Annotated in this window: 34 protein-coding genes; 30 read left to right on the top strand and 4 right to left on the bottom strand. The window is 41.3% G+C overall.

Annotated features, from left to right (window positions below; all coding sequences use genetic code 11):
- Positions 1-85: 85 nt before the first annotated feature.
- The 13 genes from KAI37_RS14590 to KAI37_RS14530 all read left to right on the top strand — a co-directional run bounded on the left by KAI37_RS14590 (position 86) and on the right by KAI37_RS14530 (position 8,385).
- Positions 86-1,204: a ParB N-terminal domain-containing protein gene (locus tag KAI37_RS14590; RefSeq protein ID WP_220029735.1), complete on the top strand. Its 1,119-nt coding sequence runs from the start codon at positions 86-88 to the stop codon at positions 1,202-1,204.
- Positions 1,201-1,632, top strand: a complete 432-nt coding sequence (locus tag KAI37_RS14585; RefSeq protein WP_220029734.1) for an ORF6C domain-containing protein — start codon at positions 1,201-1,203, stop codon at positions 1,630-1,632. The genes KAI37_RS14590 and KAI37_RS14585 overlap by 4 nt, the downstream gene beginning before the upstream one ends.
- Before the next feature lie 104 nt (positions 1,633-1,736).
- The gene (locus KAI37_RS14580) at positions 1,737-2,105 is read left to right on the top strand and encodes a hypothetical protein (RefSeq protein WP_220029733.1); all 369 of its coding nucleotides are present in this window, start codon (positions 1,737-1,739) and stop codon (positions 2,103-2,105) included.
- Between the two features lie 5 nt (positions 2,106-2,110).
- The gene (locus tag KAI37_RS14575; RefSeq protein ID WP_258382984.1) at positions 2,111-2,494 is read left to right on the top strand and encodes a hypothetical protein; all 384 of its coding nucleotides are present in this window, start codon (positions 2,111-2,113) and stop codon (positions 2,492-2,494) included.
- Positions 2,495-2,554: 60 nt separating this feature from the next.
- Positions 2,555-3,253 carry a hypothetical protein gene (locus KAI37_RS14570; protein ID WP_220029731.1) on the top strand — a complete coding sequence of 233 codons (699 nt, stop codon included), beginning with the start codon at positions 2,555-2,557 and terminating at the stop codon, positions 3,251-3,253.
- 14 nt (positions 3,254-3,267) lie between these two features.
- The gene (locus KAI37_RS14565) at positions 3,268-3,675 is read left to right on the top strand and encodes a hypothetical protein (protein WP_481856544.1); all 408 of its coding nucleotides are present in this window, start codon (positions 3,268-3,270) and stop codon (positions 3,673-3,675) included.
- A gap of 27 nt (positions 3,676-3,702) precedes the next feature.
- A complete protein-coding gene (locus KAI37_RS14560) occupies positions 3,703-4,134 on the top strand; it encodes an HNH endonuclease (RefSeq protein ID WP_258383095.1) in 432 nt (143 codons plus the stop codon).
- The gene (locus KAI37_RS14555; RefSeq protein ID WP_220029728.1) at positions 4,127-5,155 is read left to right on the top strand and encodes a phage replisome organizer N-terminal domain-containing protein; all 1,029 of its coding nucleotides are present in this window, start codon (positions 4,127-4,129) and stop codon (positions 5,153-5,155) included. Before KAI37_RS14560 ends, KAI37_RS14555 begins: the two co-directional genes overlap by 8 nt.
- Before the next feature lie 4 nt (positions 5,156-5,159).
- Entirely contained in the window at positions 5,160-6,116 is a 957-nt protein-coding gene (gene dnaI, locus KAI37_RS14550) for a primosomal protein DnaI (protein ID WP_220029727.1), read from the top strand.
- A gap of 131 nt (positions 6,117-6,247) precedes the next feature.
- Positions 6,248-7,378 carry a DNA polymerase III subunit beta gene (gene dnaN / locus KAI37_RS14545; RefSeq protein WP_220025546.1) on the top strand — a complete coding sequence of 377 codons (1,131 nt, stop codon included), beginning with the start codon at positions 6,248-6,250 and terminating at the stop codon, positions 7,376-7,378.
- On the top strand, positions 7,378-7,896 hold the full coding sequence (locus tag KAI37_RS14540) for a DUF1064 domain-containing protein (protein ID WP_220029726.1): 519 nt from the start codon (positions 7,378-7,380) through the stop codon (positions 7,894-7,896). Before dnaN ends, KAI37_RS14540 begins: the two co-directional genes overlap by 1 nt.
- Positions 7,847-8,161 (top strand): hypothetical protein, encoded by a 315-nt coding sequence (locus KAI37_RS14535; protein ID WP_220029725.1) that lies wholly within the window; start codon positions 7,847-7,849, stop codon positions 8,159-8,161. The genes KAI37_RS14540 and KAI37_RS14535 overlap by 50 nt, the downstream gene beginning before the upstream one ends.
- Positions 8,158-8,385 carry a hypothetical protein gene (locus KAI37_RS14530; RefSeq protein WP_025685301.1) on the top strand — a complete coding sequence of 76 codons (228 nt, stop codon included), beginning with the start codon at positions 8,158-8,160 and terminating at the stop codon, positions 8,383-8,385. The genes KAI37_RS14535 and KAI37_RS14530 overlap by 4 nt, the downstream gene beginning before the upstream one ends.
- A 28-nt stretch (positions 8,386-8,413) precedes the next feature.
- On the opposite strand, the gene KAI37_RS14525 is transcribed toward KAI37_RS14530, so the two are convergent.
- Positions 8,414-8,623 carry a helix-turn-helix domain-containing protein gene (locus KAI37_RS14525; RefSeq protein ID WP_068942284.1) on the bottom strand — a complete coding sequence of 70 codons (210 nt, stop codon included), beginning with the start codon at positions 8,621-8,623 and terminating at the stop codon, positions 8,414-8,416.
- Positions 8,624-8,892: 269 nt separating this feature from the next.
- On the opposite strand from KAI37_RS14525, the gene KAI37_RS14520 reads away from it, so the two are divergent.
- The 13 genes from KAI37_RS14520 (at position 8,893) to KAI37_RS14455 (ending at position 14,420) form a co-directional block, all read left to right on the top strand.
- On the top strand, positions 8,893-9,081 hold the full coding sequence (locus KAI37_RS14520; RefSeq protein WP_220029724.1) for a hypothetical protein: 189 nt from the start codon (positions 8,893-8,895) through the stop codon (positions 9,079-9,081).
- On the top strand, positions 9,078-9,260 hold the full coding sequence (locus KAI37_RS14515) for a hypothetical protein (RefSeq protein ID WP_220029723.1): 183 nt from the start codon (positions 9,078-9,080) through the stop codon (positions 9,258-9,260). The genes KAI37_RS14520 and KAI37_RS14515 overlap by 4 nt, the downstream gene beginning before the upstream one ends.
- A gap of 72 nt (positions 9,261-9,332) precedes the next feature.
- Positions 9,333-10,004 carry an HNH endonuclease gene (locus tag KAI37_RS14510; protein ID WP_220029722.1) on the top strand — a complete coding sequence of 224 codons (672 nt, stop codon included), beginning with the start codon at positions 9,333-9,335 and terminating at the stop codon, positions 10,002-10,004.
- Between the two features lie 268 nt (positions 10,005-10,272).
- Positions 10,273-11,178 carry a phosphoadenosine phosphosulfate reductase domain-containing protein gene (locus KAI37_RS14505; protein ID WP_220029721.1) on the top strand — a complete coding sequence of 302 codons (906 nt, stop codon included), beginning with the start codon at positions 10,273-10,275 and terminating at the stop codon, positions 11,176-11,178.
- A 64-nt stretch (positions 11,179-11,242) separates the two neighbouring features.
- A complete protein-coding gene (locus KAI37_RS14500; protein ID WP_220029720.1) occupies positions 11,243-11,437 on the top strand; it encodes a hypothetical protein in 195 nt (64 codons plus the stop codon).
- Between the two features lie 31 nt (positions 11,438-11,468).
- The gene (locus KAI37_RS14495; protein WP_258382983.1) at positions 11,469-11,855 is read left to right on the top strand and encodes a hypothetical protein; all 387 of its coding nucleotides are present in this window, start codon (positions 11,469-11,471) and stop codon (positions 11,853-11,855) included.
- A gap of 60 nt (positions 11,856-11,915) precedes the next feature.
- A complete protein-coding gene (locus KAI37_RS14490) occupies positions 11,916-12,152 on the top strand; it encodes a hypothetical protein (RefSeq protein ID WP_220029719.1) in 237 nt (78 codons plus the stop codon).
- Between the two features lie 49 nt (positions 12,153-12,201).
- Positions 12,202-12,435 (top strand): hypothetical protein, encoded by a 234-nt coding sequence (locus KAI37_RS14485; protein ID WP_220029718.1) that lies wholly within the window; start codon positions 12,202-12,204, stop codon positions 12,433-12,435.
- A gap of 50 nt (positions 12,436-12,485) precedes the next feature.
- Positions 12,486-12,911 carry a YopX family protein gene (locus KAI37_RS14480; protein ID WP_220029717.1) on the top strand — a complete coding sequence of 142 codons (426 nt, stop codon included), beginning with the start codon at positions 12,486-12,488 and terminating at the stop codon, positions 12,909-12,911.
- 172 nt (positions 12,912-13,083) lie between these two features.
- Positions 13,084-13,569, top strand: a complete 486-nt coding sequence (locus tag KAI37_RS26450) for a hypothetical protein (RefSeq protein ID WP_258382982.1) — start codon at positions 13,084-13,086, stop codon at positions 13,567-13,569.
- A 46-nt stretch (positions 13,570-13,615) separates the two neighbouring features.
- Positions 13,616-13,774: a hypothetical protein gene (locus KAI37_RS14465; protein WP_220029716.1), complete on the top strand. Its 159-nt coding sequence runs from the start codon at positions 13,616-13,618 to the stop codon at positions 13,772-13,774.
- A 47-nt stretch (positions 13,775-13,821) separates the two neighbouring features.
- Positions 13,822-14,115 carry a hypothetical protein gene (locus KAI37_RS14460; RefSeq protein WP_220029715.1) on the top strand — a complete coding sequence of 98 codons (294 nt, stop codon included), beginning with the start codon at positions 13,822-13,824 and terminating at the stop codon, positions 14,113-14,115.
- Entirely contained in the window at positions 14,112-14,420 is a 309-nt protein-coding gene (locus KAI37_RS14455) for a hypothetical protein (RefSeq protein WP_220029714.1), read from the top strand. The genes KAI37_RS14460 and KAI37_RS14455 overlap by 4 nt, the downstream gene beginning before the upstream one ends.
- Positions 14,421-14,611: 191 nt before the next feature.
- On the opposite strand, the gene KAI37_RS14450 is transcribed toward KAI37_RS14455, so the two are convergent.
- The gene (locus KAI37_RS14450) at positions 14,612-14,938 is read right to left on the bottom strand and encodes a hypothetical protein (protein ID WP_220029713.1); all 327 of its coding nucleotides are present in this window, start codon (positions 14,936-14,938) and stop codon (positions 14,612-14,614) included.
- Between the two features lie 136 nt (positions 14,939-15,074).
- Between KAI37_RS14450 and KAI37_RS14445 the strand changes: the two genes are divergently transcribed.
- Positions 15,075-15,713 carry a hypothetical protein gene (locus KAI37_RS14445; RefSeq protein ID WP_104411483.1) on the top strand — a complete coding sequence of 213 codons (639 nt, stop codon included), beginning with the start codon at positions 15,075-15,077 and terminating at the stop codon, positions 15,711-15,713.
- A 159-nt stretch (positions 15,714-15,872) separates the two neighbouring features.
- On the opposite strand, the gene KAI37_RS14440 is transcribed toward KAI37_RS14445, so the two are convergent.
- Positions 15,873-16,652 (bottom strand): alpha/beta fold hydrolase, encoded by a 780-nt coding sequence (locus KAI37_RS14440; RefSeq protein ID WP_018759933.1) that lies wholly within the window; start codon positions 16,650-16,652, stop codon positions 15,873-15,875.
- A 358-nt stretch (positions 16,653-17,010) separates the two neighbouring features.
- On the opposite strand from KAI37_RS14440, the gene KAI37_RS14435 reads away from it, so the two are divergent.
- Positions 17,011-17,265: a hypothetical protein gene (locus KAI37_RS14435; RefSeq protein ID WP_220029712.1), complete on the top strand. Its 255-nt coding sequence runs from the start codon at positions 17,011-17,013 to the stop codon at positions 17,263-17,265.
- Positions 17,266-17,633: 368 nt separating this feature from the next.
- On the opposite strand, the gene KAI37_RS14430 is transcribed toward KAI37_RS14435, so the two are convergent.
- Positions 17,634-18,104 carry a hypothetical protein gene (locus tag KAI37_RS14430; protein WP_220029711.1) on the bottom strand — a complete coding sequence of 157 codons (471 nt, stop codon included), beginning with the start codon at positions 18,102-18,104 and terminating at the stop codon, positions 17,634-17,636.
- Between the two features lie 92 nt (positions 18,105-18,196).
- On the opposite strand from KAI37_RS14430, the gene KAI37_RS14425 reads away from it, so the two are divergent.
- A complete protein-coding gene (locus KAI37_RS14425) occupies positions 18,197-18,586 on the top strand; it encodes a hypothetical protein (RefSeq protein ID WP_220029710.1) in 390 nt (129 codons plus the stop codon).
- Between the two features lie 355 nt (positions 18,587-18,941).
- On the top strand, positions 18,942-19,496 hold the full coding sequence (locus tag KAI37_RS14420; protein ID WP_220029709.1) for a site-specific integrase: 555 nt from the start codon (positions 18,942-18,944) through the stop codon (positions 19,494-19,496).
- The last annotated feature ends 168 nt before the right edge of the window (positions 19,497-19,664 follow it).

The following is a 19,664-nucleotide window of genomic DNA, read 5'->3' as shown; positions in this document are numbered from 1 at the left end:
AATAACGCTTCCTTTCTTGATGATTTGATAAGCTTCGACATCTTACATTTTATCACAGAAGGGATGTTAGGAAAGGAGAATCAACTTGCAAATTGACATTAACAAAATCAAAGTCAGTGATCGTATCCGCAAAGACTTTGGCGGTATCGAAGAGTTGGCACAGGATATAGAACAAAACGGACTCATTAATCCTATTGTAGTAACACCAGATTATCAATTGATTGCAGGGGAGCGGCGCTTAAGAGCACATCAATATCTTAAACAAGAGCAAGTAACGGTTCGCATCATGGAAATTAGTGATGTTGAACACCAGCTTCGGTTGGAGATTTCCGAAAACGAGCATCGCAAAGAGTTCACCTTTTCCGAGCGGGTTGAGTGGGCGCGGAGGCTTGAAGAGGTTGAACGCATGAAGGCGAAGGAACGAATGGCTGGTAAGGAAAATTTACCTGACCAACCAAGCGGACAAGTGAGAGATATTGTCGCTGATCAGGCAGGATTTGGTTCTGGTAAGCAATATGACAAGGCCAAATTCATCATGGAGAATGCAACACCAGAAATCATTCAGCAACTCGACGAGGGTGTGATTAGTACACACAAGGCATTCGTTGAGACTAAAACGAGGCTTGAGGCTGCTGTTCGTGAAGCAGAGGAAAGAGCTGAGCAAGCAGAACGGGACAAGCTTGAGCTACAAAGACAGTACAAGGATGCCATTCCTGTGGATCAACTTGAGGATGCCGTATCTGCGGCTGTAGAGCGTCACGAGGAAGAAACAGGCATTTTCATTCGTCAAAAGGAAAAAGAGGCAGAAGCACAGCTCAAGCAACGCGATGAATATTGGAAAAACAAACTCAATGATGATTTGGAAAAAGAACGTTTAAAAGTTGAACAATTGAAGAGTGGTTACCAGAGAGCTAAAGAGGAACTGGAGACTATCAAACTTCAACAGCCTGACGATTTTAATGATCAGCAGGCCGCAGCACAAATGAAGAAGCTCCGATTTGAGGCAGATAGCAACACAATCCAGGTAAGTATCCATGTGAAGCAGTTTCTACAAAAAGTCGGAATTACTTCATTTATGTTGGGTGCAATAGGCAGTGCGAGTAGTTCTGAAAAGAAGCGGTTGTCCGAAAGCTTGGATATGCTGGAAGCCTTTGTTGAACAGATTCGACCAGCCGTAAATGGTAGAAGGGCGGTAGAGAAATGACTTTAATTAACCCTAATCAACAGCCTGATTTCTTGTCTGTTGTTGAAAAGAAAATGCAACTGACGGAGGCTCAAGGCATGGCAATTCGTGGCCTTGTGGACGGTATCAAGCAAATGCATTTGGATGTAACTGAAAAAGTGGAAGAAGTTCAGATGATGGTTCAGGAGGTTCGGGATAGCGTGACGCTTACAGATGCTGAATGCTATCAGTTACAGGATGCAGTGAGAATTAGATCCAATGCACTCACGAAAGACCGTTACCAGGAAACTGACGGCAAGTTTAACGAAACAGTTGGGAAATATCGGCGCATGATCTGGAGTAAATTGAAAGTTTTGTTTTCTGTGGCGAAGTACAGCCATATCCGGCGAATTGATTTTGATGATGCGATTTATTTTGTCCAAGATTTCCGTCCAGAAGATTATATTTAAGGAGGTTTCGGTTTGACTCTTCCAGAATTGGCCCGATTGTGGTTCAACAATCCTTTGCAACATGCCATTATTGTTCGAAATATCCTGCGTGAGGCGAATTTGAAATGAACAGCCAGACACAAACCATTTATTCAATTCCAATCGTGGATGATGAAGGCATCAAATTTACATTAGATCAACCAGCAGACTCACTTATCGCCGCTGTATTACTCATGCATCGCTGGTTGAATTGTCAACATTCAGTAGATGTTGAGATGCTAGAGCTAACAGAGCAGGATAAGGAAAAGCTTTCTCTTCAAAAGGAAAAAGAACTTACTGAACAAAAGCTTCAGGCCATTTATAAAACTCAATATGCTATTACAAATAGTCCGTGGCCTAATCACGTTTGTATTCAGAAGATGAAACATTTTAAGGAACAAGAAAGACGTTTGAAAGCTAAAATATCCGAACTTGAAGCGGAGATATGGAGCTGAGAGAGTTGGACGAGCATAAACAATCTAGAGTGCTTAGAGCACAATTACGTGAGCTATACGAGGACAGTATTGACGCTGTTAAATTCGGATTACCGACTGACGAAATTCATACTCAAATAGATTTGCTTACTGCCAAATTAAGTGAACTTGAGCAATTTAAAAACGAAGAATATGAAGGACTAGAATCTCCTAAGCCGTCAGGATACAAGATATCCGGTAAAGGAATAGGCTGCTGCAATCATTGTGGGAAAGAGATATTCGAAGGTCAGAAACACCCCATTCCAAACGAAGAAGGACTTTTCTGTAATTACTATTGCCGTAAGTTATACCGCAAAAGAAAAGACAGAGAAGCCCAGACAAACAATCGTGCTACCAACACGATCATTTAAGAAACATTTCAACGGCAGTATATCACGTAATTCAGAAATTGAAAATAGGAGCGTAATAATATGAATTTAAATAATTTGGTAAATGATGCGATGCAAACTATTCAAAAAGACGGGTTTGTTGAGCAGGTCATTAAAAAGCAACTTGAGACTACTATCAAAAAAGTGGTAGAAGAGTATTTTGGCACTTACGGAGATTTCCGTAAAGAGTTAGAAAATCACGTAAAAGAGCAGTTGCAAATTGATATGAAAAAATTGGGTATAGGCGGATACAATCTTATGGTTTTGAATGAAGTTAAATCTCAGTTGAATGCCGCTCTCCATATTCAAGGTGTTCAAAAAATTAAAGAAAACATGGAACAAATGCTTGTCGGTATTAAACCTGAATACAAGTTGTCTGAATTGATTGAAGCAATGAAGGAAGATGAGAATGATGACCATGAACGAGATGGTGAAAAAATATCTTTCATTTTGGAAGGGAATGGGGATGGGTATCGACATATCTATTTTGATCCAGAAAGCGAAAGCAGAGAATCATGGCGTTCTGAAAGATCAAAGTACAGTTACAAATATCAACTCCACTTAGATAAAGAAGGACACGTCTATGACTCTAAAATTGACGGTCAGAACCTCTCCAGTAACAAAGAGATTATGACATCGTTCTATCATTTTGAAAAATTGATGTTCCAAATTTTTGCGACTGGGGCCAAGGTTATCGTGGATGAAGACGAAGTTGATACTTATTACGGAGAAGAATATTAATAGAGGGTTAAGGAGTGGCTGCATTGTCTCTACAAAAACAATATACGCTCGGAGAGCTTTATAGTCTTGCGGATCAATGCAGCCATGATTACCCTGCTACCCTGGCTCGCAAGATTGAATTGTTGACAGAAGTCCAGGTTATCTTGGGGCGTAAGGCTGCTGATGCCGTAAGAGAGTATAAGCGGATCTATGCTGAGAGAAAGCGTGTTTATGCAGAAGCGTATATTGCGGCAGAGAATCTTAGGGAGCAGCGAGCGGAGTTGGCGGTTATTGATCTTCGCATCCAAGAGGCAGATGCAGAAGCCGATAAGGTCCGCTGGAGTAATGCTGTGGAAAGTAATGACCAGGTAATAAACTCTTTGAAATATAGCTTGAAGGTTCTTCTAGCTGAATTCGGTAGTTCAGCGAGCGGAACGAGATAGTATACAGAAGTTTCCGGGGTGAGTGAAATGAACAATAAAAGTATTTGCTTATGGTGTGAGCATACCTCTGAAGAAATAAGTCACATAAGATTCGTGGACTTTGTGGGTACAGGATATGGCATTTGCCAAATGTGCTACTGGAGGTTAGAAAACGATGGATTTATGGAACCTAACCCTCGCAGAAGGCCTGTGAACATAATAAAAAAGATACCTGTTTATTCTAAAGCGTTGATTCCTAAGGAAATGAGGAAATTGGTATTAGAAAGAGATTGTTACAAATGCCAATATTGTGGGAGGGAGAAGGGGTTGACTATTGACCACGTGATTCCTGAATCAAAAGGCGGGCTGACAGAGCCTCATAATTTGGTAATTGCTTGTAAGTCATGTAATTCAAAGAAGGGTGTTAAAGATGCAGAAGATATGAGCGCTATTATTCAGAGGAATGATTCGGATGGCTGAAATAAAATGGATCAAACTCAGTGTAAATATGTTTGGAAACAAGAAGATTGAACTCATTGAAAATATGCCTGAAGCGGATACGATCATTGTTATATGGGTCAAATTATTGGCTATGGCTGGAAAATCTAACATGGGCGGATACATCATGTTGACTGAGAATATTCCTTATACAGATGACATGCTGATATCTGCCATCAAACGGCCTCTACCAGTTATACGAATGGCATTATCTATATTTCAGAAATTCGGGATGTTGGACATTTCGGAGCAAGGTGCTTACTACCTTCCAAGCTGGGAGGAACACCAAAATGTAGATGGGATGGACAAGGTTCGAGCACAGACGAATAAGAGGGTTCAAAAGTATAGAGAGAAACAGAAACTGCTTGAACCGGGTAAGAAAAATTCTGTTCCTAAAAGTAACGTTACAAGAAACGCTACAGTAACGGAGAGTAACGAAACAGATATAGAACTAGATATAGAACTAGATATAGAACTAGATATAGAACAAGAAAAAGAAAGTTGTTGTTTAACGCCTGAGGCTGAAATCAATTCCAAAGATGAGGGGATACCGTCTTCCCGGCAAGGTACCGTTCCTGCCACTTCTGAAACAGATACTGACTCTGAACAGAATGAAATATCATCTTCGGATATTGATTATCGGCAGGCCGTAGCTGATAAATACCTTCGCCGTCGTGGGAAGGGCTTGGAAATAACGATTGCTGATGATCAAGCGATCGACGAGCTAATCAAAGAAGGCGTACCACTTCAAACCACTTTAGATGGCATTGACCAGGCCTTTGTCAATTTCAAGCCCAAACATAAGCGCGATGAGATTAGAAGTGTAAGCTACTGTGCTACGGTCATTTATTCGCTGCATGCATCTCGTCAAGCGGCTGACCAAACCGCTGTCACAGTGGAGAGTGAACAGGAAAGTGGTGCTGTGCTTCAACCGGACAAGCAATACAACACGGATGATTTACAAAAAATGCTGGCTGAGCTAAGAGCAAAGCAGGGAGGCTGATAAAGTGGGAAGCTTCCAAGAGGAATTAAAGGCTTTAGTACCTTCACGATTTTACGAACGCCAAGCTGCTGCGATTCAGCGCATAGAGAACCACCCTGAGATCCAACGACTAAAACAGAAATACCCTGATCGGACAGCTGACTTAACAAGTCCAAGGCACTACAGGGATGTATCACAGCATCTTTCATACTGCGATGCATGCGGCGTTTGCCCCGGCTTAAAAGCCTGTCAAAACGAACAGAAAGGGCATATGAGCGTTGAAGAACCGAATCCTACCCAATCGGACGAGTTGGTATTTCGGTTTCAGAAATGTGATTTGCTGAAGCGGTATGAGAAGCAGCAGGGCATTGGACAGAGGATCAAGAGCCACTATATACCATCGCACATTCTGAGTGCCACCTTTGACGACATAGAACCTGATTCGCAGCGGTTGGCTGCGATCACGTCGGCAGTGAAGTTCTGTAGCACGTTCGTTCCGGGGGAAACGACAGAAGGATTGTACCTTTATGGTCCTATGGGGGTAGGTAAGAGTCGGATTGCAGGAGCGATTGCTCAAGAACTTGCCAAATGCGACATAGATGTTCTCATGGTCTATGTGCCGGATTTTCTGTTGGAAGTCAAAGATGCTATTGGTTCCAAGACAGAAACTGTTGAGAACAAGCTTGACTCTCTCAGAACGGCTTCTGTGCTGATACTTGATGATATTGGAGCTGAGACCTTGACCGTTTGGACAAGGGATGAAGTAATAGGGCCTATACTCCAGCGACGCATGGAGCGGCTACCGATAATCTACACATCCAATTTGACCATCAATGAATTGAGGCATCACTTGGCTAATGTAAAGGATGCCAAGGAGATGGACAGAAAGCAGCATGAGAAGAAGGCGGAGCGGATTATTGAACGGATTGAGCCTTTTGTAAAAATAATGCCAGTAGGCGGACGGAATAGACGTAGGGGGTAAGCATATGTGCAGAACATGCGAGGGCAGTAAAGTAGCATACAGTTTCATTGGCTCCATGATGGCATTGGGTCCATGTCCAGAATGCAACCCAAATGCTAAGAAGGAAGCGGTGAAGGAGGAGGTCAGAGATTATGAATATAGTAGTGGACAGTTCTCTATTAGCTGAGGCTTTAGAAGATACCAGTAAAGCTATTTCAGCCAAAAGTATCATGCCGATACTTGGTTGCTTTTTGATCGAAGCGAATCAAGAGGGGTTAACTGTGACAGGAACTGATGATAGAGCAACAATACAATCATATATTTTCGAGGAGCATGTTCAAATCGAACGGAGTGGAAAGGTAGTTCTGCCTGAATTGTTTTTGAAAATGCTCAAGAAATTAAGTGGTGACGTTCGGATTGAGTCTAAAGATGGTATGAATGTGATTATCACGTCCCGGAATAAAGAAATTGAAATGGCAGGATTGGACCCTGAGGAATTCCCTTCACCACCTACTATAAATGACGATGAATATATTGAAATTACAGGGAAAGACCTAAGGGGACTATTCAAAAAGGCTATCTTTGCAGCGGACATTGATGGTAAAGGCATGCCTATACTAACTGGAGCAAATGTCTACCTCAAGGATGGAAAAATAGGAATGGAAGCAACCAATAGGCATCGCCTTTCAAAAGCAGAAAAGGATATTGAATCAGGCGATTTTGGTAGTGCCGTGATCGAGGCGAGAGGACTAGTTGAACTACAGAAGATCATTACAGATAAGGACGATGTCCAATTTGGCTTTTCAAAGGGGAAGGATGATCGGGTAGTCTATGCCTTTGCTCGCACAGAGAGATTCACTTTTTACTCTCGTGTTCTAGAGGGTGAGTATCCAGACATACACCAGATGGTTATTGTACCTGATAGTGGTACGAGGATTGAGATAAATAAACAAGAATTCTTGGAATCAGTTGAACTTATTTACACTCTGGCAAAAGAAGAAAAAAATAATATGGTCAAGCTTGATATAACTGAAAAAGAAATAAATATTCGTGGAAAAGGAAAGCAAACGGGCAAGGCAAGCGAAAGTATTGTGCCCACTAAGTTTACGGGACAGGAGTTATCTATATCTTTGAATTCTAAGTATGCTATAGATGCTTTAAAAGCTTTGGATGGGGAAAAAGTTACCTTGGTTTTTGCAGGCAAAACGAAGTCTATTTTCATTCTTAGCAATGAAGATAATCAAAGCATTCATATTGTACAACCTTATAGGACGGTAGATTAATGAGTAAATACAATGCTAAAAAAGTGATTGTTACAGCCGATGGAACACTATTCGAGGAATGGTTGGTAAAGAAATATAACCTTGATGTGACTGGTATTCGCTTCGACAGCAAAATGGAAGGTGAGTATTATCAGGAATTGCTCATGCAGAAGCAGCTGGGGGAAATAAAGGATTTTGTCTGTCAGCCCAAATACGTCCTACAGGAAAGCCCGAAGGTGACCTACATCGCAGATTTCCTTGTTACTGATTTTGACGGAAGCCAGCGAGTAATTGACATAAAGGGAGTTGAAACGGCTACCTTTAGAGTGAAGCTGAAGCTTTTCCTACTAAAATACCCGACTTTACCAATTGAAATACTTGTAAAGCGGCGTGGAGAATTTATCCCTACACAGCAGGCCAAGAAAGAACGGGCAGATCGAAAGCGAGCAATCAATAAATTAGTAAAACGAGCCGAAGGAGAGATTAAAAATGTCAGAACTGGCCGGAATAAAAGTCAGATTCACCGTAATCAAAAATGAGGATGCTGAGAATTACCTTGATGATCAGGATAAAAGTGAGTTATCCCGCATCCTTTGGAAAATCCAAGAGTTGCGACATCTGAATGGAAAGCCAGCTTTAAATACCTATCTGGTAGTTAACACCGACGAAACATATGCGGCTGATATAGTCCGCATCATGCAGGCTAATAACCATTGGGGACCAGTGATTGACCCTAATCAGGCGGAGTTGAAGTATGAAGGCGATACGCTTATTCTACCGGAGACGGAGGAGGCGATTAAATGAAGCACTCTCAGAATGAAATTGAACGTCCAGAAGTAACACAACGGATCATAGAATTGCTGGACAAGCAAAACGAGAAAGGTCTAAAGAAGTATGGAACCACCATAGACCAGGTATCAGATATGGCCTATGACTGGAAGCTCATGGCGCTGGAAGAAGCAGCTGATTTGATTCAGTACCTTCAGAAAGAAGTCATTCGACTCGAAAGATTGCTAAACCCGATCTAAGAGGAAAACAAAAGGAGCATAGAGGTCCTTAATCCTCTTGCTCCTCAGTAATAAACAAATCCTCAATCGTAACATCTAGCGCTTTAGCAATAGCAAATAAATGCCAGGCTTCATGGCGACTATTTTTATCAAATCTACTAATTGAACCCTGTGGAATTCCAGTCATTTCAGACAATTCCATTTGAATGATACCTTTCCTTTTTAACAAAGGCGTCAAATTCGGTTTCACTTTAAGCAATGCACTTCACCTCTCAGTCGAATTATACGATACCGAATATTTATTAGCAACATGCATTGACTCTATATTCGATATCGTATATTATTAAGTCAAGAACTATAATTCGATATACGATATGGAATAATAAATTCAAGTCTACGGCATTGCAGAGATTATCAGGTGAGATTGATACAAGCCAAATGATCAACTCAGGAAACTTTTCCTACGCTCTACACTGTATTCGAACGAGCAACATTGTACTGGAACTGAAAACATATAGGAGGGCGGATATGACGAAACAAGAGGCTGACGAATTTACCACGGCTTTGTCGGAGCGATACGCTCAGATTCAAAAATCTAACTCTCATAACAATGAATTGTTGAGTTTGTGGGAAGAAGTTATTGAAACCTTACCACCAGATATAAAGAGTGGATTTGAAGAAAAATATGATCACCTTGTAAGGGAGGGTAGTTCGTGAAAAAGCTCGACTTGAACAAGCTTGATGAAGAGCCGATCGAAGTGCAGCAGGCCGTGGCCTTCTATGCATCTCACACAATAAGCAAAGTGCGCGTAACAACGAAAAAAAGATATAAATATTATTCCGTTTTAGAGGAAGCAGGACTGCTTGAACCTCTAAAATCCGTAGTGGAGCCGTAGTGGTTTAGGCTCAAAATATAAGCATAAGCACAGGAAATACGAATCAATCTGTTGGAAAGGTGGCGAGGAAGAATGTCTCATCAAACATTCTGGAAACCGGAGAAAAAAGTCAAAGAGAAGAAATCGCATAGCAGCCTTGGACAGCGAAAGAAAAGCAAAAATCCGATTCCAGTTTGGAAGAAGGATATCTTTGCTCACCACCAATCACGTCCGTCACGGGCTGACCGAGCAGAATTTCCACTCGAAGTAATTTCTGAATTAATAGAAGAAACACAAGGATTCTGCCAATGTGGGTGTGGTCGTAAATCCGCTCAAACCCATCACGTTATGCCAAGAGGCAGAAGCGGACGCGGTGTAAAGACAAATGCAATGCGTGTCTGCGATATCTGTCATGGTCGTATCCAGACAAACGAGGAAGAGCTTCAAGGATGGATAACAACATATTCATTAACTTATGGACCTAGATTCTGGTTTGATGAACAAGATTGGGAAGAGTTCAACCGCAAGCAGGCGGCACAGGAGCGTTTAGAAGCCCAAAAGCAGGAACGATTGGAATCTATAAAGCCAGTCATGGAATTGCTTGCTACAGCGGCGGGACGCTCATTAAAAAGCAAAGAGATTCGGTTGCTAGAGTCTATGGATACTAAGCAAATGAGCGTATTTAGCGTCATGATATCCGATGCCTTGAACAATTTCAGCAAACCAGCTCCATCTTATGGCTACGGAGAGCGTTTTGAGGATTGAATATATAGCCCATAGGGCAGAGAGAGGCATAACACAAATGGGAAATGTACCAAAGGACGTACAGCGAGCTTGGAACGTAGTAGCCAATTATTTAAATAAGCAGGATGGAATTTTTTTCACATAGACCCCTGGAACAAACTGGACAACGGAAAGGAAGAACGGAAATACACACTGAACAATGTTGCGGGCACTGTGAAAATTGTGGCATCAAGCTCTTGGGACAAATCAAAAAAGTAGCCCATAGGGGACAAGAAGGAGGGTTAGCACATTGGAAGATCCAGTTAACATAATTTCTCTATCTGGAGGCAAAGACAGCACGGCTCTATGGCTTCTCGCCTATCAGAGACTTGAACCGCATATTGCAGTTTTTGCAGACACTGGTAACGAGCACCAACAAACCTATGAATATATTGATTACCTCGAAAGAGAGATTGGACCGATCCGCCGCATTAAAGCCGATTTCAGTGTCCAAATAATTCGTAAGCGGGAATGGGTACAAACGAAGTGGCGCGAGGAAGGGATATCCGAAACGATCATTGAACAGGCTTTGTCCGTTCTTCATCCGACAGGCAATCCATTCCTAGATATGTGCATCTGGAAAGGGCGTTTTCCCAGCACTAAAGCACGTTTTTGCACTGTGGAATTGAAGGTAAGACCTTTCTTCGACCAAGTATATTTGCCTCTGCTGGAGGAAGGTAAACGAATTGTGAGCTGGCAGGGGATAAGAGCGCAGGAAAGTCTTGCGAGATCCCAAATGCCAGAACGGGAGGAAACACCGGAAGGATACGAGATATACCGACCGCTTATTAATTGGACGGTCGAAGAGGTATTTGCAATGCACGCCAAACACAATATTGAGCCTAACCCACTGTACAAGCTGGGTATGGGCCGGGTCGGATGTATGCCATGCATAAACGCAGGCAAGATGGAGCTTTTCGAAATAGCCCGTCGCTTCCCGGAGGAAGTGGAGCGGATCGCCCAGTGGGAGGAAATCGTAAAGCTTGCATCCAAGCGGCACGGTGCATCATTCTTCGCTAGTTCGGACGGGGAGCAGATTTGGGATAAGGTCGAATGGTCCAAGACGGTTCACGGGGGCAAGCAATTAGATTTATTCAAAGCGCTAGCCTTCGAAGATGTGCCAGTCTGCTCCAGTCAATATGGGCTTTGTGAATAAGGAGGGGCAACCCTCCATAAGGGGGAGAGACACCATGCATCCCCTATACCAAAGGAGAGATAACGTGACCAATAAATCGGATTTTGAGTTTGTACTTTATTACAAAGGCAAACGCGTTAAAATAATGTTTTTTAAAAGCAGCTTGTTGAGAGCCTTAAAAGAGGCCCGAAGCCTGCTTGATCCTAAAAAATATGATTGCGTTGAAATATACAGGGACGACCTGTTCAACCGCACATGGATTAAAGAATACAGTCTGTAAGCCTACTACCTATACCAAAGGAGAGATATACATGTCACTGACAGTAGAACAATTGGACAATGAGATTGCTTTAAAGAGCATTATCGGTCATGCATTACATGTGTTCCCCAAATCCTTCATTAATCATAATAACGAAATCATCTTGGAACCGAGGAACAACGTGTATTTCAGCTTAAATGAAGTGAACACGGAGTTGGATTTTAAATGCAAAATGTTCGCATGGCTATCAAGACCAATTGCAAAAGAATTGAACAAGTATTGGGCACCAAGAGTTTTGGACAGCTTCAATCAGTTATTACGTACCAATTTCGCCAAAGACGATATGTATAAAATCTACGATCGTTTAGGAAATGATATCAACCGGAAATTAACAATACGGTTCATCAAATCTAACTATGATTTAACTTTACTGGACTGAGGGAGAGGCATAACAGCCTCTTACTCTACCAAATACAAAAATCAAAGGAGAAAATAACTCATGAAATTTGAATTACATGCAACATACCTTTTTGACGAAGATATGCCACTGCTATGCATCGGGATTGACAGAGAAGATGGATTTGCAGTCTTGGCTCCATTTTATGCCGATGATGAAGATTGCCTGCCTGAATTGCACTGTGAGGATGGAGTGATGGTGTTTAACATGCTGGATAATTACAAGACATTAAAGCCACTGAATATGAAAGCTAAAGTAACCAAGATCGTAGTTGAATAATGGGGCATATAGCCTCTTACCCCAAACCAATATCAAAGGAGTGATAAGCATGGATGCGTACGCAATTGCTATAGACATAGATTTGTACAACGGCAAGTATTTGACTAGCTTTTTGGAATCTGAGGACTCATATACAGAAGACTTGAATCAGGTGCTAGTTTTTTACGATCTAGAGAATGCCTCGTTGCAATGTGAAGGTGCAGAATATGTTGTTGGACTTAAAGAGGACGAATCAGGAAGCTTCATAGGATTCGAGAAAATCATAGTGGATGCAAACGCCTAAACAGGGGCCATCTGTCCTCTTACCCTACACCCCTATAAGGAGCGATAAGCATGAGAGATATTAAATTACGTGCATGGTATAAACCGCTTGGCATCATGGTTCCACCGGATAAAGTCACCTTTATTAACTTTGACACTAAGGTAATCGGTGTGTTCATGGATATGGATGGTAAAGGATATCATGTTTTGCGCCTGTCGGATTTTAGGTTGATGCAATACACCAATTATTACGGCTTGGAGTTTTTTGATGACGACCTTATTGCAGTTGCATGTGATTGTGATAGTGAGTATGGATGCAATCATGGGGAAGAGATTTACAAAGTTGTTTGGGATAAGTCTATGGCTGGATACAGGCTTAAAAAAGGTGATAGAACTGTAAATCTTGATGAGTTCGGAGAAGAGAATATGAGAGTTGTAGGCAACATACACGATAACCCGGAGCTGCTACAGCCCCAAGGAGAGAATAAGTTGGGATAATACATCTCAAACGCAGAATTGAACGGTTTTACGTTGGCGAGGACGGAGATACAGTATTTGCGCTGTACGAGGATATAGATGGATACGTGCATTACAGATACTGCAGCTATGATACGGATAAGCAGAGCATGTTGTCGGTTCTATTTGATAAAGAATTTAAGGAGGAACAGTCATGAGTGAACGGACATATAAGCTACAAAAGGGTGACCAAGTTGTAATGCATACATGTATGGAACATGACCACCCGGACAACTTCGGCAAGATTTGGACATGCCGATCGGATGAATTCCAGCATAAAGGGCACGATTACGGTTCTATATTCCTCGAGGATTTTAGCGGATCGTTTTCGACTGAGTTTCTGCAAAAGGTAGATGTATCCGCTTTGGTAGACTCACTCCAGCAGCAGCTAGCAGAGAAGGACGAAGCAATCCAACTAGGTGTGGATATGCTAGATGAGAGGGACCGGACAATAGCCCGGCAAAGCGCGGCACTGGAGACGGCAACAGACGCCCTGAACGGAATATTAAACGGGGAATGGTCTGAAACCATAGATGATCACTTTCTGGAAGTCTTCACAACACGCCGTGTAAATCCACCTCAAATAGCGAATGAAGCATTGTTTGCAATAGGTCGGGAGTTAGAGGCATTAGGGGAGTAACCACCAATACAATACGCTCCTGTTGAGCGTTGGAAGGATGATAGATATGTCAAACTCACAAGATAAGCAAGGAGAACTTATAGCGGAAATCCAGTCTATATTGATGGCTCATGGTTATGCCACTGAATGGACTTCCGTTGAAACTAGTGTTAACCATAATGATCTGATTTTGGGGCTTAGATTTATAAATTTACTTGAGGATTAAACCAATACAGGGTGTAGGACCTACACCCACTAAGGGAGGATATATAGATGTCCAAAATACAAAACGAAACAATATATGTAATATATCGAAATGGAGAGCCTTACCAAGGCAATGGCGAAAACCATGTGTACAAAACTAGAGGTGCGGCAGATATAGCTATGACACTTGGGATTGAAAACGAAGCGCGGTCAAACTATGAAAAGATTAGACATAGCTATGACTACAAATTAGCAGAATGGCGGGAGATTGGTCACAACAGGCAGTGCGGATTTATGGATGAAATACGTCCAAAATTTCAAGTGGTAGAGTATGGTCCTAAAAGTGGGGAGGAACAACAATGACAGATAAACCAGAAGAGCGTGGGAACTTAGCGATGACTCGAGAGGGTTTCGAAGGACTTATGAATCAAATTGCTAACTTCCATCATTTCTACGGACCGAAGCCAATATACGATTCACCTGAGGCGCGCAGTCGCTGCAAATATATCAAGTATGTCCGTCCTAATTGGGATATGAGAGATGGTAGATGTTTTTCAATTCGTTTTGATCCGTGCGGAAAAGAATTTAATAGCGGATACGGCGAAACAGTACCGCTTTACGATCAAATTATGGAATGGTTGAACAGTTCAAGGGAGAACACCCCATGATAAGAGCCTATACCTCTATATTATGCGCATTACTGTTATATGCGGGTGTAGTCAGTATAGATAGGTATATGTTGATTGAGCAGGTAGATCCAAACAAATTAAGCGAGGGAAGCATTAAATATGGAAGATAAAAACGAAAAAAAGTAAGCACCTATGAAAAAAGTGCTTACTTTAGAGTTAGCTCTTTATTATTAAGGGATTATTTGGTAAAGGAAGCCTTGATATAATGGGCATACTCTATGGCCGCCTTTTTCTTGCCATTTATATAAATAAACATCTCCTGCAAAGCGTCCTTCTATGTGATATTTTGAAGTTGGAACTGTCGATTTCATATCCTCTTTAACCGTAGCACCTCTTATACCAGTGACCCATTTGCTTTTACTTTGAGACGGAGTATATGATGTCTCGGAAGAAATGTTTACTGAAGTTTGGGCTTGTTCTGCAAAACCTAAAGACGGTACAGACAATGTCCCAAGAAGAACTGCACCAACAGCCAAAGTAATAATAGATTTTTTCAAAAGTAAAGCCTCCTTAGTTTGTTTATCTTCGTGTGCAAACTATGGTGTAAGGTTATTATAGTACTTTGATTTACATTTAACTACCAGAAATAACGATTTCACCAAATTATCACATTATATAAAGGAATGATAAATGATGAATGATAATCAAATGTGTATAGCAAATAGTCTTGAAGATGAGTCTACTGATACACAGAGAATAGTCCAAGTAAACTTCTTTGACGATGTAGATGCAGTAGATATAAGAAAAACAAAGTGGCTGCTAAACAAATATACTGACTTGATTGATGTAATCAAAAACTATGAATACTCACTTCAACAGTTGGAAAACGGCATGGCTGCATATGATTTGCTTTCGGCAGAGGGATCGGTTGCTAAACGATTTTCGGGACAAGAATTGACAGCAGATGTGACAGCAAATGCCGTGCTACTCAAAGACCAGCGCCATGTGAATTACAAATTCTATCAATTCCTTACGAATAACATTAAATTTGCAATAAATAATATACGCGATAAACATGAAGGGTTAATTGCAAAGTTGCTGTTTCTGGATGGAATGAAGTACCTCAAAGCACAACAATATTTAGAGAAGGGTTATCGTAAGGATATGCCAGGCATCTCAGCGACTACGTTTGCGGACAAAAGGCGTAAGGCTATAGAAAGCATAGCAAAAAGTCTTAAAGTCAACCGAACACTGGATTTTGTCACCATCGACTATGGGCGGGGGCGAAACAAAGAAGGTGAAATTGGACTTAGGATGCCAGAAGTAAATTAGACAGTAAGGGCTTAAGCCTTTGCGGTCTTTATTGTAGGTGTCTAAAGTTCCAGACTGAGAAATAAATTATCCTCATTAAGCTAACGTGCAGATTTGCTCAATCATCGGGCATTATCGGACTATATTTATGGGGAGCGATGGTGCGGCTAATCCGAGTCGTTATGCAAAAGAAGATAATAATTGGTTGAATCTATCGCGCTCCTCTAAAAAAGCGCAATGACCGCTGTATTGGAACGGAACTAGCTTCGAATTTTTGATCAGCTTATTTGTTTCCTCAGCTTGGGTAAACGGAACGACTTTATCATGAATTCCGTGAATAATTAATGTGGGTACATCGATCTGACCGAGATCGTTGTAAACATTTTCATCTCTAAGCGTGACCATAATGGCGGAAGTCGCCCAATTCGCCGCTTGTAATCCCATTAAAACGAACCAATCGGATTTCGGTTCGGAAATATACTGAAAGAAAAAAATTCCCGTTTGGTCTTGCAGCATTTGCGGTCGGTCATGATTTGTATCTTCGATGATTTTATTTGTAAATTCTTTTGGAACGCTAGATGGAGAGGCAGCGTCGATCAGGACGAGTTTAGATACCCCATACCCTTTGTAACGAGCCATATAACGAATCGATATCGCGCCTCCGGTAGAGTGTCCTGCCAGTGTTATGTTTCTTAACTGTAACGCCTCGATGACCATGCGGACATCATCCGCTAATCTATCGAAATTGTACCCGTCGAATGGTTTATCCGAATTGCCGTATCCTCTCCAGTCCATTCCGATACAACGATATCCGAGCTTAGGAAGGAAATTGAACTGATATTCGAACTGGTTATGGTTTAGCGGCCATCCATGAATAAAAAGTATCGTTTTATTTCCCTTCGGATTGATGTCCTCTATAAATACTTTTACGCCCGGTTCCACAGTAACGAAATATCCCAAGTGTATCGCCTCATTTTTTAAAATGTACTTCCCCATTAAGATATTCGCCCTAGGCAAGGTGAATGCCTAATTTCGGCGTCAAATTGGGTTTAGATAGTACGTAGAGATTTCTGAGGAATAGCTTGAGTGAAACAATTTCTTCAGATCATTGAGCTAACGGGAAACGTTAGTCGAATGGAACAGCGACAGTCTAGGACCTTTTTTCGTCCTTGGCTGTCGCTGTTTCAATTTCTAGGCTCAGTCCACTACTTATTTTCTCCTGACAGTAGGGACTATGTAAATCCGTAGTAGGTACGGAGTAGAAAGGATTTACACTTTATTCAGGAACAAACTAAATCCATTCTAGGAGGCAATAAACATGGTACATAGTTACGCTTACTTGGACAATACAGGAATTTTACACCTTCATCCATTGGAAAGTGAAGCAGCCAAGCATGGTAAGTATGTAGGTACAAATCTGGATTGCGACGAAAGCGGCTTTCCGGTTATCGGCGGCGAAGGTGTAGTCTACTATGTAGACAAAGACACAGCTTATGTAAACGGAAATGAACATGACGGCAAACAAATTGCTGTACCAAGTGGCCTTAAAACACTAGCTGATCAACTTCTGTAATCGTTAAGATTTAAACGTGGTGGCGGAATAGACGCAAGGCCGTGATACATGCCTCGCCCACATCGAAACTAACTACAACTAATTCGAGACAGCCGTAAAGAGGGTCATAATACCCCATCAATAAGGGCGGCAGATTGTTCCGCACGTAATGCGGACTATAGCGATTGACGGTAATCGCTGTGAAATAATTCCCGTTGGGAACCATACCGCATGTATAAGGGAGCGGCAGTGGCAAACGCATGACGGAGGGTTAGGGCGCATTCAAAACTAAAATATCTTAGTCATACAGGCTGTAATTTCGGCTGGCTGATGTGAGTAATAATGCCCTTGTTCCCTGAAAACACTCAAGGGAACGGGGGCATTCGTAATTATTTCATCACTCGATAAATAGGAATATCGATTTTCAATATTTCAGATTCACCAGTAGCTTTTATTTCTACTATTAACCGAGTGTTTCCATTTTTCATCATGCGTTCAATTGCAACGACTTCTTCAACTGTATGTCCCAAGCCATTAGGATCACCAGGTTCGGAGTCTTGATATTCATGTGTTACAATTTGATAAGCTAATTCTTCACATTGTCGATCAAATATATCTTGAACTTCAGAAAGTGGAAGAAATTCTTGCAAACCATAGGGGGAAAGCGGAGTTTTATTTGAAAGTAAAACAGATTGGAATCTTTGAATGAAGTTTTCTAATCCGCTTACCATCTTCAAATCCCCATCCTCGATTACAAGGTCGCCATCTTCAATGTCCAGAAAAAAGTCACTTTTGTATTCTGTAGTGTTTAATCTATCGCTATATACGCTTTGGAAAGGTTGGTTTGGTTTCCATCTCATATTATCACCTCCTTCTGACCTAATACTTTCGACGCACAAAAAGGAATATCCTTCCTTGATGTCGAACTGTTATGTCGAAGGAGGAGGTATATATGAAGTTTGATCCGAATGAAGATTTGGAAGTACAACGAAGAGCACTTGAAGAGTGGAAGATAGAGCTATCGACTTCGCTTCATGATCTTAAAAACAAGGCTATTGCTGCGAGGAATGAATTTTTAGGTATTAATTACAGAAAGAAAGTTCTGTTGGAACTTTGCGATCAAATGAAGGAAGACTCAGCAGAGAGACAAATGTTGTCTAAACAACTTGATGTTTTGATCAAGGATGCTGATGTAAAACTTAAACAATCATTTGTACTACAAAAGCAGTTGGAGGCTGAGACCTCCTCGTACGAATTACTCAAAAAAGCAATAGATTCCCACTTATCTGTTTTTGAAATTGTGGATGATAATGATGCTGACTATACGTCTGTTATGCGTTGAGTTGAAGCTTAGCAAGCACCCTGACCGGTGCTTTTTTTATATATTCAGGAAACTTTTCCTTAGCTCAATTTACATACCGTAGCATAGATAAAACCGCAGTAATAACGAATTAGAAAAATGATATATTCTATCCATAAAATAACGTAAATTCGAGGTCGCTGAAAAGCGGCCTTTTTTGCATTGGAGGAAAGTGATATGCCAATTAAATCTTCACGGAGACCCCCGCCTGTTCTGGCTAGGTCACCACGTCAACCCACTTTATGTAATGGATGTGTTTGGGGCGATTGGACTGGTACTAAACAATTATGTATGTTTCCATCCTCTGTTCAAACAAACATGAAAGGAGCGAAATGCAGTGAACTTCGTTCAGCCGATCCGCGATTCAAAAAAGCTGGAGGCCATTAAGCAATATTTGAAAGAGAAAAATGAACGGGACTACATTTTGTTTTTGGTTGGAATCAACACAGGATTGCGGATATCGGACATTTTGCCCTTGAAAGTCAGCTCAGTCAAAGGAAGTCATATTGCAATTACTGAAAAGAAAACGAAGAAAAGAAAGAACATCCCCATTCGAAAAAACCTTCGCAAAGAACTTGATGCATATATATCCGGGAAATTGGATAGCGATTATTTATTTCCGAGCAGGAACAAAAAGAGGAGATTGGAAGTCGTGCCGATCAGCAGCAGTATGGCCTACAAAATGTTGAATGGTGTAGCCCGAAAGTTCGGATTGAAGGAAATAGGAACCCACTCCATGAGAAAGACGTTCGGGTACTATTTTTACAACGAAACCAAGGACATAGCGTTACTAATGGATCTGTTCAATCATACTGAACAGAAGGTGACATTACGCTATGTAGGTATCCTTCAGGACACTTTAGACGATGTTTTGAAGGATTTTGAGTTGTAGCAATTCTCTACAATCGGGTAACCGTGAATTCAAAACGGGGAAAGGACAACAAAACAAATAGCATCAAGCAATCTTAGTGTTTTACGAGTTACCGAGAATATATATTATAGTGAATTAGTTTTACATTAACTGGATAGATAAGTGCTAGATTTCTAATCGTTAGAACAA

This window comes from Paenibacillus sp. S25 (assembly GCF_019454085.1).
GTDB classification, from domain to species: Bacteria; Bacillota; Bacilli; order Paenibacillales; family Paenibacillaceae; genus Paenibacillus; species Paenibacillus polymyxa_B.
Note: the sequence above shows the minus strand (reverse complement) of the source record. Positions and strands in the feature narration are given on the sequence as shown.

Excerpts from the sequence above, each read along its gene's own strand:
- KAI37_RS14585 (WP_220029734.1), top strand. The coding sequence starts at position 1,201 with ATGACTTTAATTAACCCTAATCAACAGCCTGATTTCTTGTCTGTTGTT.
- KAI37_RS14580 (WP_220029733.1), top strand. The coding sequence starts at position 1,737 with ATGAACAGCCAGACACAAACCATTTATTCAATTCCAATCGTGGATGAT.
- KAI37_RS14570 (WP_220029731.1), top strand. The coding sequence starts at position 2,555 with ATGAATTTAAATAATTTGGTAAATGATGCGATGCAAACTATTCAAAAA.
- KAI37_RS14560 (WP_258383095.1), top strand. The coding sequence starts at position 3,703 with ATGAACAATAAAAGTATTTGCTTATGGTGTGAGCATACCTCTGAAGAA.
- KAI37_RS14555 (WP_220029728.1), top strand. The coding sequence starts at position 4,127 with ATGGCTGAAATAAAATGGATCAAACTCAGTGTAAATATGTTTGGAAAC.
- dnaN (WP_220025546.1), top strand. The coding sequence starts at position 6,248 with ATGAATATAGTAGTGGACAGTTCTCTATTAGCTGAGGCTTTAGAAGAT.
- KAI37_RS14540 (WP_220029726.1), top strand. The coding sequence starts at position 7,378 with ATGAGTAAATACAATGCTAAAAAAGTGATTGTTACAGCCGATGGAACA.
- KAI37_RS14535 (WP_220029725.1), top strand. The coding sequence starts at position 7,847 with ATGTCAGAACTGGCCGGAATAAAAGTCAGATTCACCGTAATCAAAAAT.
- KAI37_RS14530 (WP_025685301.1), top strand. The coding sequence starts at position 8,158 with ATGAAGCACTCTCAGAATGAAATTGAACGTCCAGAAGTAACACAACGG.
- KAI37_RS14520 (WP_220029724.1), top strand. The coding sequence starts at position 8,893 with ATGACGAAACAAGAGGCTGACGAATTTACCACGGCTTTGTCGGAGCGA.
- KAI37_RS14510 (WP_220029722.1), top strand. The coding sequence starts at position 9,333 with ATGTCTCATCAAACATTCTGGAAACCGGAGAAAAAAGTCAAAGAGAAG.
- KAI37_RS14495 (WP_258382983.1), top strand. The coding sequence starts at position 11,469 with ATGTCACTGACAGTAGAACAATTGGACAATGAGATTGCTTTAAAGAGC.
- KAI37_RS14490 (WP_220029719.1), top strand. The coding sequence starts at position 11,916 with ATGAAATTTGAATTACATGCAACATACCTTTTTGACGAAGATATGCCA.
- KAI37_RS14485 (WP_220029718.1), top strand. The coding sequence starts at position 12,202 with ATGGATGCGTACGCAATTGCTATAGACATAGATTTGTACAACGGCAAG.
- KAI37_RS14480 (WP_220029717.1), top strand. The coding sequence starts at position 12,486 with ATGAGAGATATTAAATTACGTGCATGGTATAAACCGCTTGGCATCATG.
- KAI37_RS26450 (WP_258382982.1), top strand. The coding sequence starts at position 13,084 with ATGAGTGAACGGACATATAAGCTACAAAAGGGTGACCAAGTTGTAATG.
- KAI37_RS14465 (WP_220029716.1), top strand. The coding sequence starts at position 13,616 with ATGTCAAACTCACAAGATAAGCAAGGAGAACTTATAGCGGAAATCCAG.
- KAI37_RS14460 (WP_220029715.1), top strand. The coding sequence starts at position 13,822 with ATGTCCAAAATACAAAACGAAACAATATATGTAATATATCGAAATGGA.
- KAI37_RS14455 (WP_220029714.1), top strand. The coding sequence starts at position 14,112 with ATGACAGATAAACCAGAAGAGCGTGGGAACTTAGCGATGACTCGAGAG.
- KAI37_RS14445 (WP_104411483.1), top strand. The coding sequence starts at position 15,075 with ATGAATGATAATCAAATGTGTATAGCAAATAGTCTTGAAGATGAGTCT.
- KAI37_RS14435 (WP_220029712.1), top strand. The coding sequence starts at position 17,011 with ATGGTACATAGTTACGCTTACTTGGACAATACAGGAATTTTACACCTT.
- KAI37_RS14430 (WP_220029711.1), bottom strand. The coding sequence starts at position 18,104 with ATGAGATGGAAACCAAACCAACCTTTCCAAAGCGTATATAGCGATAGA.
- KAI37_RS14425 (WP_220029710.1), top strand. The coding sequence starts at position 18,197 with ATGAAGTTTGATCCGAATGAAGATTTGGAAGTACAACGAAGAGCACTT.